The organism is Kitasatospora sp. NPDC017646, assembly GCF_044329365.1.
Taxonomy (GTDB): Bacteria; Actinomycetota; Actinomycetes; order Streptomycetales; family Streptomycetaceae; genus Kitasatospora.
Genome location: NZ_JBIRJC010000047.1, coordinates 1 through 16,581, shown reverse-complemented (window position 1 = coordinate 16,581; position 16,581 = coordinate 1). Strand labels below are relative to the sequence as shown.

Genomic DNA, 16,581 nt, shown 5'->3' with positions numbered 1-16,581 from the left:
GTGGAAGGGTCATGACGAACGACTCCGAATCCCAGCCCGCGACGGACCTCGGCGACGAGGCCGAGGAAGCCGTCGCCGTCCCGCGCTCGCGGATCCCCGAGCTGCTGCACGCCGCGGTCGAGTCCGTCGGCGGCGTCGAGCGCCCCGGCCAGGTGCGGATGGCTGAGGCCGTCGCCGACGCCGTCGACCACGCCGAGCACCTGCTCGTCCAGGCCGGCACCGGCACCGGCAAGTCCCTCGCCTACCTGGTGCCGGCCCTCGCCCACGGCGACCGCGTGGTCGTCGCCACCGCGACCCTGGCGCTGCAACGCCAGCTGGTGGAGCGGGACTTGCCGCGGACGGTGGAGGCGCTGCACCCTGTGCTGCGCCGCCGTCCGCTGTACGCGATGCTCAAGGGCCGCTCCAACTACCTGTGCCTGCACCGGGCCAACGAGGGCACCCCGAGCGACGAGGGCGAGGGCCTGTTCGACCCGGTGGACGCGCTCGGCGGCCCCACCGGCAAGCTCGGACAGGAGGTGCTGCGGCTGCGCGACTGGGCGGACGAGACCGAGACCGGGGACCGGGACGACATGAGCCCCGGCGTCTCGGACAAGGCCTGGGCGCAGCTGTCCGTCAGCTCCAGGGAGTGCCTGGGCGCGAGCCGTTGCGCGTACGGGCAGGAGTGCTTCGCGGAGAAGGCCCGGGAGCGCGCCAAGCTGGCGGACGTCGTGGTCACCAATCACGCGATGCTCGCGATCGACGCGATCGAGGGCGCGCCGGTGCTGCCCGAGCACGGGTTGCTGATCGTGGACGAGGCGCACGAGCTGGTGAACCGGGTCACCGGCGCGGCCACCGCCGAACTGACCGTCGGCGCCGTCAACCGGGCGGTGAAGCGGGCGGCCCGGCTGGCCAACGAGAAGGCCGTGGACCTGCTGCAGGCCGCCGCCGAGAACTACCACGGCCTGATGGAGACCGCCCAGCCCGGCCGGGTCGAGGAGCTGCCCGAGTACCTGGCGTACGCGGTCACCGCGATCAGGGACGCCGCCCGGCAGGTGATCACCTCGCTCGGCGAGACCAGGGACAAGGGGCTCAGCGACGAGGACGCGGTCCGCAAGCAGGCGATGGCCTCGGCCGAGACCCTGCACGAGACCGCCGAGCGGCTGCTGGAGGACTCCGAGTACGACGTGATCTGGATCGAGCGCAGCGACCGCTACGGGCTGGGCACCGCCTCGCTGCGGGTCGCGCCGCTGAGCGTGTCCGGGCTGCTGCGCGAGGGGCTCTACAAGGAGCGCTCGGTCGTGCTCACCTCGGCCACCCTCAAGCTCGGCGGGGACTTCAACGGGGTGGCCGGCTCGCTCGGTCTTCCCAAGGAGACCCGGCTGCCGGACGAGCGCACGCCCGGCGACAACCCGGAGCCCGGCTTCGGGGAGGATTCCGTCCCGTACTGGCGGGGGATCGACGTCGGCTCGCCGTTCAAGTACCCCAAGCAGGGCATCCTGTACGTCGCCAAGCACCTCGCCGACCCCGGGCGCGATCCCGAACGGCCGGACATGCTGGACGAGTTGGAGGAGCTGATCGGTGCGGCCGGCGGGCGGACGCTGGGCCTGTTCTCCTCGATGCGCGGGGCGAAGGCGGCCGCGGAGGCGATGCGGGAGCGGCTGGACCACCGGATCCTGCTCCAGGGCGAGGACACCCTGGGCGAGTTGATCCGGGAGTTCGCCTCGGACGCGACCACCTGCCTGTTCGGCACGCTCTCGCTGTGGCAGGGCGTGGACGTGCCCGGCTCGGCCTGCCAGCTGGTCGTGATGGACCGCATCCCCTTCCCCCGGCCCGACGACCCGCTGATGAGCGCCCGTCAGAAGGACGTCGAACAGCACGGCGGTAACGGCTTCATGGCCGTCGCGGCGACGCACGCGGCGCTGCTGATGGCGCAGGGCGCGGGCCGGCTGGTGCGTGCGGCGGACGACCGGGGCGTGGTGGCGGTGCTCGACCCGCGGGTGGAGACCAAGCGGTACGGGGGATTCTTCCGGTCCTCGATGCCGGAGTTCTGGTACACCACGGACCGCAACCAGGTGCGCCGCTCGCTGGCGGCGATCGACGCCTCGGCGGCGCCGGTGCGGCCGGTGGTAAAGCGGGGCTGAGGGCCCTACTCCGCCTTCGGGCCCTCCTCCGCCTTCGGGCCCGTGAACGCCGGAGGGGCTCCCCGCTGCCGCGGTGGAGCCCCTCTCCGGTGTGCGGCGGTCCGCGCCGATCAGAGCCGGCGCAGGACCGCGACGACCTTGCCCAGGATGGTGGCGTTGTCGCCGTTGATCGGCTCGTACGCCGGGTTGTGCGGCATCAGCCAGATCCGGCCGTCCTCGCGCTTGAGCCGCTTCACGGTGGCCTCGCCGTCGATCATCGCGGCCACGATGTCGCCGTTCTCGGCGACCGGCTGGCGGCGCACGGTGACCCAGTCGCCGTCGCAGATGGCCGCCTCGATCATCGAGTCGCCGCGCACAGTGAGCGCGAACAGCTCGCCCTCGCCGACCAGCTGGCGGGGCAGCGGGAAGACGTCCTCGACGGTCTGCTCGGCCAGGATCGGGCCGCCGGCGGCGATCCGGCCGACCAGCGGCACGTAGGAGGTGGAGGGGCGCCCGGCCGTCTCGGCGGTGTTGGGGCGGGCCACCTCGACGCCGCGGACCTCGTAGGCGCGCGGGCGGTGCGGGTCGCGGCGGAGGAACCCCTTGCGCTCCAGGGCCATCAGCTGGTGGGCGACCGAGGAGGTGCTGGACAGGCCCACGGCCTGGCCGATCTCGCGCATGGACGGCGGGTAGCCGCGGCGCTGGACGGAGTCGCGGATGACCTCGATCACCCGGCGCTGGCGCTCGGTGAGGCCGGCCTCGTCGGTGCGGATGCCGGGGGGGCGGCCGGGCATCGCGCGGGCCGGCGAGGGGTGGGTGTCGTCCATGGCGGGGGGGTGTTCGATCGGCTGGTCGGGAACACGGCCGGTGGTGGAAACGGCCGGGCCGGAGAGGCGGTGGTCTTCGCTACGGTCCATGCTGATGTCCACGCTCTGCTGATTCGTGGTGCGCTGCCCCACCTTGAACTGGGAGTGTTCCTGCACCGGGATGGTGTTGCTTTCGATGGTGTTCACGGCGGCCCCTCTCGACGGCTGTCCTCTCCCTTTTCCAGCCCAACGCACCTCGTATCGAAAGGTTGCGCCAAACACACGTTCGAGTGAATTATTCGGGAGTTGGCTGACTCGATCAAGGCTTTGTTGTACATCGAGCAATTGTTCGACCGGATGTCGACTCCGGAAGTCTAATCCGCGGCGACACGCCAGGGGCGCCGTATCCCCCGAAGGCCTAGATGTAGTGGCTAGAGTCCTCCCCGTGCCCAGTACTAGTGGTCGCATCGCATGATCAGCTTGCCGAGGTCCGGGGCGCATCGCTTAGACTCAACCGGTCCGCACGTCCTGCCAGGGAGGGATCCCCAGGTGCACTGCCCCTTCTGCCGGCACTCCGACAGCCGCGTTGTCGACAGCCGGACCACCGAGGACGGCAGCTGCATTCGCCGTCGTCGACAGTGCCCGGACTGCGGTCGCCGTTTCACCACCGTGGAGACGGCCGCGCTCATGGTCATCAAGCGCAGTGGCGTCACCGAACCCTTCTCCCGGCAGAAGGTGATCACCGGAGTCCGCAAGGCCTGCCAGGGCCGCCCGGTCACCGAGGACGCCCTCGCCCAGCTCGGGCAGCGGGTCGAGGAGTGCGTGCGCGCCAGCGGCAACGCGGAACTGACCACCCACGACGTCGGGCTGGCCATACTCGGCCCGCTGAAGGAACTCGACCTGGTCGCGTACCTGCGCTTCGCCAGCGTGTACCAGGCGTACGACGGACTCGAGGACTTCGAGGCCGCCATCGCGGAGCTCCGCGCCGAGCAGCCCGCCACCGAGGCGGACGGCACCTGCGTGCCGGTCCCCGCCGCCGCGCCCTAGGAGGCGCGCCGGGCCCCCGCGGGCCCGCCACGGCCGACACGCCACGAGGCCCCCACGGGCCGTCAGCACCACAGGCCCCGCGTGGGCCCACGCGTGCCCGGAAACGGGGCGCGAAACACTACGAACCGTGCGTAAGCGGGCGGGGTCTCCGCCTGCCCGCACACCGGAAGAACGAACCAGCGGTGCCCGGACTTTTCGGGGCACTTCGGGCGTTTGCCCAGGAGGAGGAGCGAGAAGTGACAGACACCACGAGCGGTTCCGCACGCGGGTCGAAGTCCGAGAAGGCCGCGGCCAAGGGCGCCAAGGCCCCGAAGGGCGGTCTCCGGATGGAGCGCATCTACACCACCCCTGGCGTGCACCCGTACGACGAGGTCCGCTGGGAGCGGCGCGACGTCGTCATGACCAACTGGCGCGACGGCTCGATCAACTTCGAGCAGCGCGGGGTGGAGTTCCCGGACTTCTGGTCGGTCAACGCCGTCAACATCGTCACCTCCAAGTACTTCCGCGGCGCCGTCGGCACCCCGCAGCGCGAGTGGAGCCTCAAGCAGATCATCGACCGCGTGGTGCTCACCTACCGCGCGGCCGGCGAGAAGCACGGCTACTTCGCCACCAAGGACGACGCCGAGATCTTCGAGCACGAGCTGACGCACGCCCTCCTCCACCAGGTGTTCAGCTTCAACTCGCCGGTCTGGTTCAACGTCGGCACCAAGCAGCCCCAGCAGGTCAGCGCCTGCTTCATCCTGTCCGTCGACGACTCCATGGAGTCGATCCTCGACTGGTACAAGGAAGAGGGCATGATCTTCAAGGGCGGCTCCGGCGCCGGCCTCAACCTCTCCCGCATCCGCTCCTCCAAGGAACTGCTGTCCTCCGGCGGCAACGCCTCCGGCCCGGTCTCCTTCATGCGCGGCGCCGACGCCTCGGCCGGCACCATCAAGTCCGGTGGCGCAACCCGCCGCGCGGCCAAGATGGTCGTGCTCGACGTCGACCACCCGGACGTCGAGGCCTTCATCGAGACCAAGGTGAAGGAGGAGGAGAAGATCCGCGCCCTGCGCGACGCGGGCTTCGACATGGACCTCGGCGGCGACGACATCACGTCCGTCCAGTACCAGAACGCCAACAACTCGGTCCGCGTCAGCGACGAATTCATGACCGCCGTCGAGAACGGCACCGATTTCGGCCTGCGCGCCCGGATGACCGGCGAGGCCATCGAGACCGTCGACGCGAAGAAGCTGTTCCGCAAGATGGCCGAGGCCGCCTGGGCCTGCGCCGACCCCGGAATCCAGTACGACTCCACCATCAACCACTGGCACACCTGCCCCGAGTCCGGCCGCATCAACGCCTCCAACCCGTGCTCGGAGTACATGCACCTGGACAACTCCAGCTGCAACCTCGCCTCGCTGAACCTGATGAAGTTCCTGCGCGAGGACGACTCGTTCGACGCCGCGGCCTTCGCCAAGGTCGTCGAGCTGGTCATCACCGCGATGGACATCTCCATCTGCTTCGCCGACTTCCCGACCGAGAAGATCGGCGAGACCACCCGCGCCTACCGTCAGCTCGGCATCGGCTACGCCAACCTCGGCGCCCTGCTGATGGCCACCGGCCACGCCTACGACAGCGAGGGCGGCCGTGCCCTGGCCGGTGCCATCACCTCGCTGATGACCGGCACCGCCTACCGCCGCGGCGCCGAACTCGCCGGTGTGGTCGGCCCGTACGACGGCTACGCCCGCAACGCGGCCGCGCACCAGCAGGTCATGAAGCAGCACGCCGACGCCTCCCTGGACGCCGTCTCCTTCGACGACCTGGACGCCCCGGTCTGGCTCGCGGCCAACAAGTCCTGGCAGGACGTGCTGCGCATCGGCGCGCAGAACGGTTTCCGCAACGCCCAGGCCTCGGTGCTCGCCCCGACCGGCACCATCGGCCTGATGATGGACTGCGACACCACCGGCGTCGAGCCCGACCTCGCCCTGGTCAAGTTCAAGAAGCTGGTCGGCGGCGGCTCGATGCAGATCGTCAACGGCACCGTCCCGCGCGCCCTCAAGCGCCTGGGCTACCAGGACGAGCAGATCGAGGCGGTCGTCGCCCACATCGCCGAGCACGGCAACGTGGTGGACGCGCCCGGCCTGAAGACCGAGCACTACGAGGTGTTCGACTGCGCGATGGGCGAGCGCTCCATCTCCCCGATGGGGCACGTGCGGATGATGTCGGCGATCCAGCCGTGGATCTCCGGCGCCATCTCCAAGACGGTGAACATGCCGGCCGGCGCGACCGTCGAGGACGTCGAGGAGATCTACTTCAAGGCGTGGAAGATGGGCGTCAAGGCGCTCGCCATCTACCGCGAGAACTCGAAGGTCGGCCAGCCGCTCTCGGCCAAGAAGAAGGACTCCGAGGACAAGTCCGAGGAGACCGCCGTTCCCATCGCGGTCGAGAAGGTCGTCGAGTACCGCCCGGTCCGCAAGCGCCTGCCCAAGGGCCGTCCGGGCATCACCACCTCCTTCACGGTCGGTGGCGCCGAGGGCTACATGACCGCCAACTCCTACCCGGACGACGGCCTCGGCGAGGTCTTCCTGAAGATGTCCAAGCAGGGCTCGACCCTCGCGGGCATGATGGACGCCTTCTCCATCGCCGTCTCGGTCGGCCTGCAGTACGGCGTGCCGCTGGAGACCTACGTCTCCAAGTTCACCAACATGCGCTTCGAGCCGGCCGGTCTGACCGACGACCCGGACGTGCGGATGGCCCAGTCGATCGTCGACTACATCTTCCGCCGCCTGGCGCTGGACTTCCTGCCCTTCGAGACCCGCTCGGCACTCGGCATCCACTCCGTCGAGGAGCGCACCCGCCACCTGGAGACGGGCTCCTACGAGCCGCTGGAGGCCGAGGAGCTCGACACCGAGTCCCTGGCCCAGTCCGCCCCGGTGGCCCCCGCCAAGCCGGCCCCGGCCGTCGAGGCGCCCAAGCCGGCCCCGAAGCAGGCCCACAACTCCACGGAGCTGATGGAGATCCAGCTCGGCCTCAACGCCGACGCGCCGCTCTGCTTCTCCTGCGGCACCAAGATGCGCCGCGCCGGCAGCTGCTACCTCTGCGAGGGCTGCGGCTCCACCAGCGGCTGCAGCTGACCGCCGGACTGACCCCGCGCGGGTGAGCCGCCGCTGAGGCGGGGCGAGGACTTCGAGTCCTCGCCCCGCCTCTTTTCTCTTCCCGGCGACTCTTCCCTTCCCGGCGACGCCGATGTCACGAATGCGGGCGGTGTCCGGTCCGTAGGGGTGACGGCGTGTTCCGAGAGGAGTGGTGCGGCGATGGGGACGGTGCTGGTGACCGGGGCGACGGGGACCTTGGGCCGGGAGGTGGTGCGGCTGTTGCTGGCACGCGGGGTGGCGGTGCGGGGGTTGAGCCGGCGGGCGCGGGAGGCGGGTGACGGGGTCGAGTGGGTGGTCGGGGACCTGGTGACCGGGGCCGGGATCGCGGCGGCGGTCGCCGGGGTCGAGACGGTGGTGGACTGTGCGACCACGCAGGGGAAGGAGGACGTGGCGGCGCTCGGGCGGCTGGTGGCGGAGGCCCGGGAGGCCGGGGTGCGGCACCTGGTGTACGTGTCGATCGTGGGGATCGACCGGGTGCCGGTCGCGTACTACCGGGCGAAGCTCGGCTGCGAGCGGGTGCTGCGGGAGTCGGGGCTCGGGTGGACGGTGCTGCGGGCGACGCAGTTCCACGACCTGCTGCTGAAGGCCTTCGACCTGAGCGCGAAGCTGCCGGTGTTCCCGGTGGTGAGCGGCGCGCTGATCCAGCCGGTGGAGGTCCGGGAGGTGGCGGGGCACGTCGTGGAGCGGGTGGGGCGGGAGCCGGCCGGGTTCGCGCCGGAGGTGGGCGGGCCGCGGGTGCGGTCGTACCGGGAACTGGCCGGGGCGTACCTGCGGGCGTCGGGCCGGCGGCGGTTGGTGGTGCCGCTGTGGATCCCGGGTGCGGCGGGCCGGGCCCTGCGGGCGGGTGGGCTCACGGCGCCGGAGCGGGCGGTGGGCCGGGGGACCTTCGAGGAGGCGCTGGCGCGGCGGGTCGGGTGAGCTCCACAAGGTGTCAACCGGGGTTGACGCACGCTCGGTTTGTCAACCATAGTTGACGCCATGAGCGAGAGCGGAGAACTCGCGGCCGCCGCGAGCAGTCGTGATCCCGCCGTGGGGCTCCGGGCGGTCCGCGCCCTGCGTGGTCTGGCGGACCGCCTGGAGTCCCTACAGGTGGAGAACGCCCGGTCGCAGGGCTGGTCCTGGCAGGACATCGCGGTCTGCCTCGGGGTCACCAGGCAGGCGGTGCACAAGAAGTACGCACGGCGGACGCCCGGCAAGGGCGAGGACGGAGGCTGAGCGATGTTCGGGCGTTTCACCGCAGCGGCACGGCAGGTCGTGGTCGTCGCGCAGGGGAGGCGAGGGGGCTGGGGCACGGCCACGTCGGGACGCAGCACCTGCTGCTGGCGATCCTGGCCGGGCCGGACGACCCGGTGGCCGAGGTCCTGATCGGCATGGGCCTGGACCACGAGGCGGCGCGCCGCTCGGTGGTCCGGCTGCTCGGGCCGGGGGGGCGACGCCGAGGGGCTGCTCGGGGCGCTCCGGGTGGAGGACGGCCTCGGGCTGCGGGTGGTCGTCGACCACGGGCTGGACCCGGCGGCCGTGCACCAGGCGGTGGAGGCGAAACTGGTCCGAGTGGGCCGGTTCGGCGTGGATGAAGGAGTTTGGCCGTCAACTAGCGGCTTGAGGCCAATGTCTGAATCGATATGATCGGCCCAAAGCGTGAACCGATCAGCCGCCCGGAGACGTTTCGCGACGTCGTCGGGCGGTCTGGTATGCGCCCGACCAGCTGTCGGCGGCCGCAACCGTCGCCGACCCGCCGCCCGCGCCGCCGCCCGCCGACGTTGCCGAGGACCGCACCGATGAGAGAAGCCACCAGCCCCGACGGTCGGCCGCGCCGCCGTCCGGCGCCACGCACCGCCGCCCTGACCGCGGCCGCCGTCCTGCTGGCGCTGGTCGCCGCACCGGTCGGCATCGGCCGGGCCCTGGGCGCGCACCAGCCGCTCACCGCCGTCGCCGTGGCTGCCGTGGGGGTGCTCTGGCTGATCGCGGTGGGCGTCGCCGCGAGCGGCGCCGAGCGCTCCCGCCGGCTGGCCGAGGAGCTGGCCGCCCAGCACGAGGAGACCCGGGCCGCGCTGGTCGCCGCGGGCACCGCCCGGCAGGCCGAGACGGCCGCCCGGGACCGGGCCGCCGCCGCGCTCACCGAACGCGACGCCGCTCGCGCCGAGCAGGCCCGCGCCGAGGCCGACGTCGCAGCCGCGCACACCGAGCTGGCCCGGCTGCGGACCGAGCGGGACGCCGAGCGGGCCGAGGTCGAGGCGGAACGGGAGCGGGCCGCCGCCGAGCGGGCCGAGCTGGAGCGGATCCCCGAGGGCGTGCTGCCCGAGGTGGTGAAGAAGCTGCGTGGGGGCGCGGCCGTGGACAGTGCGCTGGCCGCCCACCGCAAGCACCCCCAGTACGCGCTGCTGCGCGCCGTCGGCGAGGAGATCGGCCGGGGCGAGCGGCTGCGGGCCGCCGCGCTCGCGGTCTGCGCGACGGCCGCCGGCCGGGTCCAGGCGCTGGCCACGAGCATGCACGCCGAACTGCGCGAGATGCAGCACCGGCACGACGAGGAGGTCCTCGGCGACCTGCTGCGACTGGACCACTCGACCGCCCAGGCGGGCCGGATGGCGGACAGCATCGCGGTGCTCACCGGCGCCCGCTCGGGCCGTCGTTGGGCCAAGCCGATCGCGGTGGAGTCGGTGCTGCGCGGCGCGCTCGGCCGGATCGGCGCCTACCAGCGGGTGCGGCTGCACAACGCCAGCACCGCCGCGGTCGCCGGCTTCGCCGCCGAGGGCGTGATGCACGCACTGGCCGAACTGCTGGACAACGCCACCAACTTCTCCGCCCCGCCGGCCGAGGTGCACGTCTACGTCGAGGAGGTGCCGGCCGGTCTGGCGGTCACCGTCGAGGACAGCGGGCTGGGCCTGAGCGACAGTTGGCTGCGCCGGGCCGAACGCGCCGTCTCCGCGGAGCCGCTGGACCTGGCGACGCTCTCCGCCGGCACCCGGCTGGGCCTCGCGGTGGTCGGCGTGCTGGCGCGCAAGCACGGGCTGCAGATCTCCTTCCGGCCGTCGGCGCGCGGCGGCACGGGGGTGGTGATGCTGATCCCGCAGCAGCTGGTCACCCACCTGGCTCCGGCGTCCACCCCTGCGCCCGCGCCCGCCGCGGAGGCCGTGCGCCCCGCGCTCACCCCCGCCCGCCCACTGCCCGCCCCACTGCCGCCGGTCCCCGGCGCTCCCACCGCCGCACCGGTCCAGGCCCCGACCGCGACGGCGGTACCGGCCCCGACCGCGACGGCGGTTCCGGCTCCCACCGTCCCCGCCCAGGCCCCGTCCGCGCGCGCCCGGATGACCGACAGCGGGCTGCCGCAGCGCCGCCGCGGGCAGACGCTGGCCACCACCGCCCCGGCGGCGGCCCCGGCCACCAAGCCCGTACGGACCGACGCGGCGCGCGCCGCCGCCCGGTTCGGCGCCTTCCGCCGGGCCGCCCAGCCGGCGCTGCCCGCATCCGGGGCGACGCCGACCGCGGACACCGACACCACGCCCGACGCTTCCCCCGTCACCGAGAAGGACTCCTGATGAGCAGCGCCACCGACCGCGACCTCGACTGGCTGTTGGAAAACCTGCTGGCGGCAACCCCCGGCACCCGGCACGCCCTGGTTCTCTCCGCCGACGGCCTCAAGCTCTGCCACACCGCCGGGCTGAGCGCCGACCAGGCGGACCAGTTGTCCGCGATCGCCTCCGGGCTGCAGAGCCTGGCGCACGGCGCCTCGATCGAGTTCGGCGACGGCAGCGGCGGCGTGCGGCAGTCGATGACCGAGTTCCACGGCGGCATCCTGTGCATCGTGGCGGCCGGCGAGGGCGCGCACCTCGCGGTGGTCACGGACGACGACGCGGACGTGGGCGTGGTCGGCCACAACATGCACGGCCTGATCGAGCAGATCGGCATCCACCTCAGCGCGCCCGCCAGGGGCGGGGAATCCGGCGGGGCCGCCGCGCAAGAGAGCGCCGGGATATGACCGGCGGGCCGGTGTTGCCGGGCCGGGACGACGACCCGGACCGCCTCTACACCATCACCGGGGGCCGCAGCCGTGCCCCGGAGAACGCCTTCGACCTGGTCACCCTGATCGTCACCGAGCGGCAGCCGGCGCCGGGGATGCAGTCGGAGCACGCCCGGATCCTGCGGATGTGCGAGGCCCCGACCGCCGTGGTGGAGGTGGCCGCGGAGCTGTCGCTGCCCGTCTCGGTGGTGAAGATCCTGCTCGGCGACCTGCTGGAGTCCGGGGCGGTCACCGCCCGCCACCCCAGGTTCGCGCCGAACAAGGCCCGGCTGCCCGATCTCGACACGCTGAAGCAGGTGCTGCATGGCCTCCAACGGCTCTGACGTCCCGCCGGTGGGGCGCACCCCGCTGCGGGCGACCGCCGACAACGCGCTGAAGATCGTCGTGGTCGGCGGCTTCGGGGTGGGCAAGACCACCCTGGTCGGCTCGGTCAGCGAGATCCGCCCGCTGAACACCGAGGAAGTGATGACCCGGGCGGGGGAGGGCATCGACCCGGCCGGCAGCTGGGGCAAGCGCTCCACCACGGTCGCCTTCGACTTCGGCCGGATCACCCTGTCCGAGCGGCAGGTGCTCTACCTGTTCGGCGCGCCCGGGCAGGAACGTTTCTGGTTCCTCTGGGACCGGCTGTTCAGCGGCGCCCTGGGCGCGGTCGTCCTGGTGGACACCCGGCGGCTGGAGGACTCCTGGTACGCGATCGACCGGCTGGAGCACCACGGCACCCCGTTCATCGTCGCCCGCAACAACTTCGGCGAGCCCGGCCACACCCTGGAGCAGGTCCGCGAGGCCCTGGACCTGCCGCCCGAGGTCCCGCTGGTGGACTGTGACGCCCGAGACCGCGAGTCCGGCAAGCGGGTGCTGATCTCACTGGTCCACCACCTGGCCGCCCTGGCGGGGGCCGACGCCGACGCCCTGGCGGGGGCCGACGCCGCCGCCCCGGCCGACGCCGAGGCCCTCGCGCCCGTCCCCGCCGCTGCCGAGCCGCCCGCCCTCGCCGGAGCACCCGACGCGATCTACGAGGAGAGCACCCCGTGACCGAGCCCGCCGTCACCCCGCCCCCGGGCTGCCCGGCGCACGCCGGCGCCACGCCGCTGTACGGGCCGCGCTTCCAGACCGACCCGGCCCAGCTCTACCGCGAGCTGCGCGCCGCCCACGGCCCGGTCGCCCCGGTCGAGCTGGCCGGCGGCGTGCCCGCCTGGCTGGTCATCGGCTACCGGGAGCTGCAGCAGGTCACCGGCCAGTCGCAGCTGTTCGGCCGGGACTCCAGCCGCTGGCACGCCTGGGACACCCTGCCCGCCGACTGGCCGCTGAAGCCGATGATGGCCCCGGTGCCGTCGATGCTGTACACGGAGGGCGAGGAACACGTCCGCCGCTCCCGGGCGGTCACCGACGCACTGGCCGGGATCGACCCGTACGAGCTGCGCAAGCACTCCGAGGAGATCGCCGACCGGCTGATCGACGGGTTCGCCGGGCGCGGCGAGGCCGATCTGGTCGCCGAGTACGCCCACCTGATGCCGTTGCTGGTGCTCTGCCGGGTGTTCGGCCTGGATGAGGAGCGGGCGCCGGAGCTGGTCGACGCGGTGCTCACCATGCTGGACGGCGGTCCGGGCGCGCCGGCCTCCGCCCAGCGGCTGCTGGAGCTGATGCTCGAAGTGGTCCGGACGAAGGCCGAGTACCCGGGCGCGGACGTGGCCTCGCGGATGCTGGCCCACCCCGCGGGCCTGGACCACGACGAGATCATGCGCGACCTGAGGGTGCTGTTGATCTCCGGTCACCAGCCGAGCTCGTACTGGATCTCCAACGCCTTGCGGCTGATGCTCACCGACGAGCGGTTCTCCGCGTCGCTGGCGGGCGGGCGGCGCAGCATCAGCCAGGCGCTCAACGAGGCGCTCTGGGAGGACACGCCCGTCCAGATCTTCGCCGGCCGCTGGGCGGTGCGGGACACCCAGCTCGGCGGCCAGCGGATCGGCGAGGGGGACATGCTGCTGCTCGGCTTCGCCGGGGCCAACGCGGATCCGTCGGTGCGCCGGCCCGACGGCCGCCCGGCCGAGGGGAACCGGGCGCACATGAGCTACTCGTACGGCGAGCACGGCTGCCCGTTCCCGGCGCAGGAGGCGGCCGAGGTGATCGCCACCACCGCGATCGAGGTACTGCTGGACCGGTTGCCGGACCTGCGGCTGGCGGTGGCCGAGCACGCCCTGGTGTGGCGGCCCTCGGCCTGGGTGCGCGGGCTGGTCGCGCTGCCGGTCGCGTTCACCCCGGGTCACTGACGCCCGTCGTCACCGCACGAGTCGACCTCGTGTCCCCGTGCTCCGTTTCCCCGTACGAGAAGGAGAGTTGCCGCCGATGACCGTTGCCCCGGCCCCGATCGCCCTCGACCCGCTGGCCCGCGACAACGCCGCCGAGGGTGCCCTGCTGCGGGCCGCCGGTCCGGCGGTTCCGGTGGTGCTGCCCGGCGGGGTCGCCGCCTGGGCGGTGACGCAGCACGCGGCCGCGCGCGACCTGCTCACCGACGCCCGGCTGGTGAAGGACGCCCGGCACTGGGCGGCCTACCAGCGCGGCGAGGTGCCGAGGACCTGGCCGCTGATCGGCCTGGCGGTGCCAGGTCCGAGCATGGTGACCACGGACGGTGCGGAGCACCGCCGGCTGCGGGCGCTGGTCGCCCAGGCCTTCACCCCGCGCCGGGTCGAGCTGATGCGCCCGCGGGTGGAGGAGACCACCCACGCGCTGCTGGACGCCCTGGCTGCCGGGGACCCGGAGGTCGACCTCAAGTCCGCCTTCGCCTTCCCTTTGCCGATGACGGTGATCTGCTCGCTGCTGGGCGTCCCGGAGTCGGACCACGGCCTGCTGCGCGACCTGTACGAGCGGTTCTTCGGCACCAAGCCCGACCCGGAGGGCATCCAGGCGACCGTCGCCGGTCTGAACGCCTTCGTCAACGGCCTGGTGGCGCAGCGCCGTTCGGCACCGGGCGAGGACCTGGCGAGCGTGCTGCTGGCGGCGGACACCGAGGGCGGGGCGCTCACCGACGAGGAGGCGGCGGCCACCCTGCGGGTGATCATCGCGGCCGGCCACGAGACCACGGTGAACCTGATCGGCAACGCGGTGCGGGCGCTGCTGGCGCACCCGGACCAGCTGGAGCTGGCGCGTTCGGGCCGGGTCTCCTGGGACGCGGTGGTCGAGGAGTCGCTCCGTTGGACACCGCCGACCAGCAACTTCCTGTTCCGCTTCACCGCCGCTGACATCGAGGTCGGCGAGCTGGTGATCCCGGCGGGCGAGCCGGTGCTGGTCTCGTACAACGCGATCGGCCGGGACCCTCTGCAGCACGGCGTGACGGCGGAGCTGTTCGACATCACCCGGGACCCGACCCGGCACCTGTCCTTCGGGCACGGTCCGCACGTCTGCCCGGGCTCGCCGCTGGCCCGGCTGGAGGCGGGGGTCGCGCTGCCCGCGCTGTTCGAGCGCTTCCCCGGGCTGTCACTGGCGGTGCCGGACGGCGAGCTGCGGCCGAGCCCGTCGATGGTGGTGAACAGTCTGCTGGAGCTGCCCGTGCGGCTCTGGTGACGGCCGGACGAGGATGGTGAGGCCCTGTCCGGGTTCCGGGCGGGGCCCGGCGTCCGGTGCCCGGCGCCCGGTGCCCGGTGCCCGGTGCCCGGTGCCCGGTGCCCGGTGCCCGGTGTCCGGTGTCCGGTGTCCCCGGGCGTCGCTGTGGTCGTCGCTGCGGTCGTCGGGTTTCCGAGGTCACGGTCGGGGCACCGGTGTGTGAAGGTCGACCATGGACCTTGGCGGCGGCCGACGGCTGCGTTAACGTCGTCCAATCGGTTCGGCCGCCCGCTCCCCCAACGATCCCTGCCCGCCCATCTCCGGTACAGCGCAATGTCGTTCAGCCCACCCCAGGCAGCACGCCCTGGCGAGGAGGACCGCATTGACCCTCAACCCGACCGCGCCGTCCCCGAGTTCCCGCCGCCGACTGGTCGCCGTACCCGCCCTCCTGGCGGCACTGGCCCTGACCGCGGCCTGCTCGAACAGCTCCGGCGGTTCGGGTGACGGCGGTGGAGCCGCCCGGACGCTGACCGGCGACTGCGCCAAGTACCAGCCGTACGCGGGGCATTCGGGCACCACGGTGACGATGTTCGCCTCCATCCTCAGCCCGGAGTCGGACAACCTGGAGAAGTCCTGGGCCGAGTTCAGCAAGTGCACCGGGATCAAGATCAGCTACGAGGGCTCCAACGACTTCGAGTCGCAGCTGCCGGTCCGGGTGGCCGGCGGCAACGCCCCGGACTTCGCGATCATCCCGCAGCCCGGCCTGCTGGCGCAGATGGTCAAGAGCGGCAAGGCGGTCAAGCCACCGGCCCAGACCGTCGCCAACCAGGACAAGTGGAGCCCGGTCTGGAAGACCTACGGCTCGGTCGACGGCACCTTCTACGCGGCTCCGATGAGCGCCAACATGAAGTCCCTGGTCTGGTACTCGCCGAAGGCCTTCGCGGCGGCCGGCTACGAGGTGCCCAAGACCTGGGCGGACCTGATGGCGCTCAGCGACCGGATCGCCAAGGCGGGCGGCCCCAAGCCCTGGTGCGGCGGCATCGCCTCCGGCACGGCCACCGGCTGGCCGGCCACCGACTGGCTGGAGGAGGTGGTGCTCGGCACGTACGGCGGCGACGTCTACGACCAGTGGGTCGGCCACCAGGTGAAGTTCTCCGACCAGAAGATCACCGCGGCGATGCAGACCGTCGCCGGTTGGATGCTCAACCCGGCGTGGGTGAACGGCGGTTACGGCGACGTCAAGTCGATCGCCACCACCACCTTCCAGGACGCGGGCGCGCCGGTTCTCACCGGCAAGTGCGCGATGCTCCAGCAGGCCTCGTTCTACGAGGCGCAGTGGCCCAAGGGCACCAAGGTCGCCCCGGACGGTGACGTCTTCGCCTTCCACCTGCCCGCGGTCAACCCGGCGATCGCCAACCCGGTCGAGGGCGGCGGCGAGTTCCTGGCCGCGTTCTCCAGCAAGCCCGAGGTGCAGGCGGTGCAGAACTACCTGTCCAGCTCGGACTGGGCGAGCAGCCGGGTGAAGACCGCGAGCGGCTGGGTCTCGGCCAACCAGGGCGTGGACAAGAGCCTGTACACCGACCCGATCGACAAGCTCTCGGCGGAGGCACTGACCGACCCGAGCGCGACCTTCCGCTTCGACGCCTCCGACATGATGCCGGCGGCCGTCGGCTCCGGGCAGGAGTGGAAGTCGCTGACCGCCTGGTTCGCGGAGGGACAGTCGGTCCAGAAGGTCGCGGGCGACATCGACGCCGCCTGGCCGAAGTAGACCGGTCCGCACCGGGCCCGATGAGGCCCGTCGTCCGGGCGTGCACCTCGGGACCACCTGTCGCGGGGGGGGGGGGGGGGGGCGCCCCCCCCCCCCCCCCCCCCCCCCCCCCCCCCCGCCCGGCGCGGGGGGCGGGGGGCGTAGGGGGCGGGCCCCGGGGCGCGGGCCGCCG

14 protein-coding genes are annotated in these 16,581 nt (G+C 72.7%); 13 read left to right on the top strand and 1 reads right to left on the bottom strand.

Annotated elements, in window-relative coordinates:
* Positions 1–11: 11 nt before the first annotated feature.
* Positions 12–2,120 carry an ATP-dependent DNA helicase gene (locus tag ACH4J0_RS37145; RefSeq protein WP_396245600.1) on the top strand — a complete coding sequence of 703 codons (2,109 nt, stop codon included), beginning with the start codon at positions 12–14 and terminating at the stop codon, positions 2,118–2,120.
* 110 nt (positions 2,121–2,230) lie between these two features.
* On the opposite strand, the gene lexA is transcribed toward ACH4J0_RS37145, so the two are convergent.
* The gene (gene lexA / locus ACH4J0_RS37140; RefSeq protein ID WP_396245599.1) at positions 2,231–3,112 is read right to left on the bottom strand and encodes a transcriptional repressor LexA; all 882 of its coding nucleotides are present in this window, start codon (positions 3,110–3,112) and stop codon (positions 2,231–2,233) included.
* 342 nt (positions 3,113–3,454) lie between these two features.
* On the opposite strand from lexA, the gene nrdR reads away from it, so the two are divergent.
* The 12 genes from nrdR to ACH4J0_RS37080 all read left to right on the top strand — a co-directional run bounded on the left by nrdR (position 3,455) and on the right by ACH4J0_RS37080 (position 16,409).
* Complete coding sequence (gene nrdR / locus ACH4J0_RS37135) at positions 3,455–3,952, top strand: transcriptional regulator NrdR (protein ID WP_396245598.1); 498 nt, start codon at positions 3,455–3,457, stop codon at positions 3,950–3,952.
* A 236-nt stretch (positions 3,953–4,188) separates the two neighbouring features.
* On the top strand, positions 4,189–7,065 hold the full coding sequence (locus ACH4J0_RS37130) for a vitamin B12-dependent ribonucleotide reductase (protein WP_396245597.1): 2,877 nt from the start codon (positions 4,189–4,191) through the stop codon (positions 7,063–7,065).
* A gap of 180 nt (positions 7,066–7,245) precedes the next feature.
* Positions 7,246–8,004, top strand: coding sequence for an SDR family oxidoreductase (locus tag ACH4J0_RS37125; protein WP_396245596.1), 759 nt, complete (start codon positions 7,246–7,248; stop codon positions 8,002–8,004).
* Between the two features lie 60 nt (positions 8,005–8,064).
* Complete coding sequence (locus ACH4J0_RS37120; protein WP_396245595.1) at positions 8,065–8,301, top strand: RNA polymerase subunit sigma-70; 237 nt, start codon at positions 8,065–8,067, stop codon at positions 8,299–8,301.
* Positions 8,199–8,660, top strand: coding sequence for a Clp protease N-terminal domain-containing protein (locus ACH4J0_RS37115; protein WP_396245625.1), 462 nt, complete (start codon positions 8,199–8,201; stop codon positions 8,658–8,660). Before ACH4J0_RS37120 ends, ACH4J0_RS37115 begins: the two co-directional genes overlap by 103 nt.
* Positions 8,661–8,864: 204 nt before the next feature.
* Complete coding sequence (locus ACH4J0_RS37110) at positions 8,865–10,622, top strand: sensor histidine kinase (protein WP_396245594.1); 1,758 nt, start codon at positions 8,865–8,867, stop codon at positions 10,620–10,622.
* Positions 10,622–11,062, top strand: a complete 441-nt coding sequence (locus ACH4J0_RS37105; RefSeq protein ID WP_396245593.1) for a roadblock/LC7 domain-containing protein — start codon at positions 10,622–10,624, stop codon at positions 11,060–11,062. Before ACH4J0_RS37110 ends, ACH4J0_RS37105 begins: the two co-directional genes overlap by 1 nt.
* Positions 11,059–11,427: a DUF742 domain-containing protein gene (locus ACH4J0_RS37100; protein WP_396245592.1), complete on the top strand. Its 369-nt coding sequence runs from the start codon at positions 11,059–11,061 to the stop codon at positions 11,425–11,427. Before ACH4J0_RS37105 ends, ACH4J0_RS37100 begins: the two co-directional genes overlap by 4 nt.
* Positions 11,408–12,136 (top strand): GTP-binding protein, encoded by a 729-nt coding sequence (locus ACH4J0_RS37095; protein WP_396245591.1) that lies wholly within the window; start codon positions 11,408–11,410, stop codon positions 12,134–12,136. The genes ACH4J0_RS37100 and ACH4J0_RS37095 overlap by 20 nt, the downstream gene beginning before the upstream one ends.
* Complete coding sequence (locus ACH4J0_RS37090; RefSeq protein ID WP_396245590.1) at positions 12,133–13,371, top strand: cytochrome P450; 1,239 nt, start codon at positions 12,133–12,135, stop codon at positions 13,369–13,371. Before ACH4J0_RS37095 ends, ACH4J0_RS37090 begins: the two co-directional genes overlap by 4 nt.
* A gap of 76 nt (positions 13,372–13,447) precedes the next feature.
* Positions 13,448–14,662, top strand: a complete 1,215-nt coding sequence (locus tag ACH4J0_RS37085; protein ID WP_396245589.1) for a cytochrome P450 — start codon at positions 13,448–13,450, stop codon at positions 14,660–14,662.
* A gap of 361 nt (positions 14,663–15,023) precedes the next feature.
* A complete protein-coding gene (locus ACH4J0_RS37080) occupies positions 15,024–16,409 on the top strand; it encodes an ABC transporter substrate-binding protein (RefSeq protein WP_396245588.1) in 1,386 nt (461 codons plus the stop codon).
* The last annotated feature ends 172 nt before the right edge of the window (positions 16,410–16,581 follow it).

What these genes read in the sequence shown, in the direction of transcription:
- ACH4J0_RS37145 (WP_396245600.1), top strand. Translation starts at nt 12, where the DNA reads ATGACGAACGACTCCGAATCCCAGCCCGCGACGGACCTCGGCGACGAG.
- ACH4J0_RS37125 (WP_396245596.1), top strand. Translation starts at nt 7,246, where the DNA reads ATGGGGACGGTGCTGGTGACCGGGGCGACGGGGACCTTGGGCCGGGAG.
- ACH4J0_RS37120 (WP_396245595.1), top strand. Translation starts at nt 8,065, where the DNA reads ATGAGCGAGAGCGGAGAACTCGCGGCCGCCGCGAGCAGTCGTGATCCC.
- ACH4J0_RS37110 (WP_396245594.1), top strand. Translation starts at nt 8,865, where the DNA reads ATGAGAGAAGCCACCAGCCCCGACGGTCGGCCGCGCCGCCGTCCGGCG.
- ACH4J0_RS37105 (WP_396245593.1), top strand. Translation starts at nt 10,622, where the DNA reads ATGAGCAGCGCCACCGACCGCGACCTCGACTGGCTGTTGGAAAACCTG.
- ACH4J0_RS37100 (WP_396245592.1), top strand. Translation starts at nt 11,059, where the DNA reads ATGACCGGCGGGCCGGTGTTGCCGGGCCGGGACGACGACCCGGACCGC.
- ACH4J0_RS37095 (WP_396245591.1), top strand. Translation starts at nt 11,408, where the DNA reads ATGGCCTCCAACGGCTCTGACGTCCCGCCGGTGGGGCGCACCCCGCTG.
- ACH4J0_RS37085 (WP_396245589.1), top strand. Translation starts at nt 13,448, where the DNA reads ATGACCGTTGCCCCGGCCCCGATCGCCCTCGACCCGCTGGCCCGCGAC.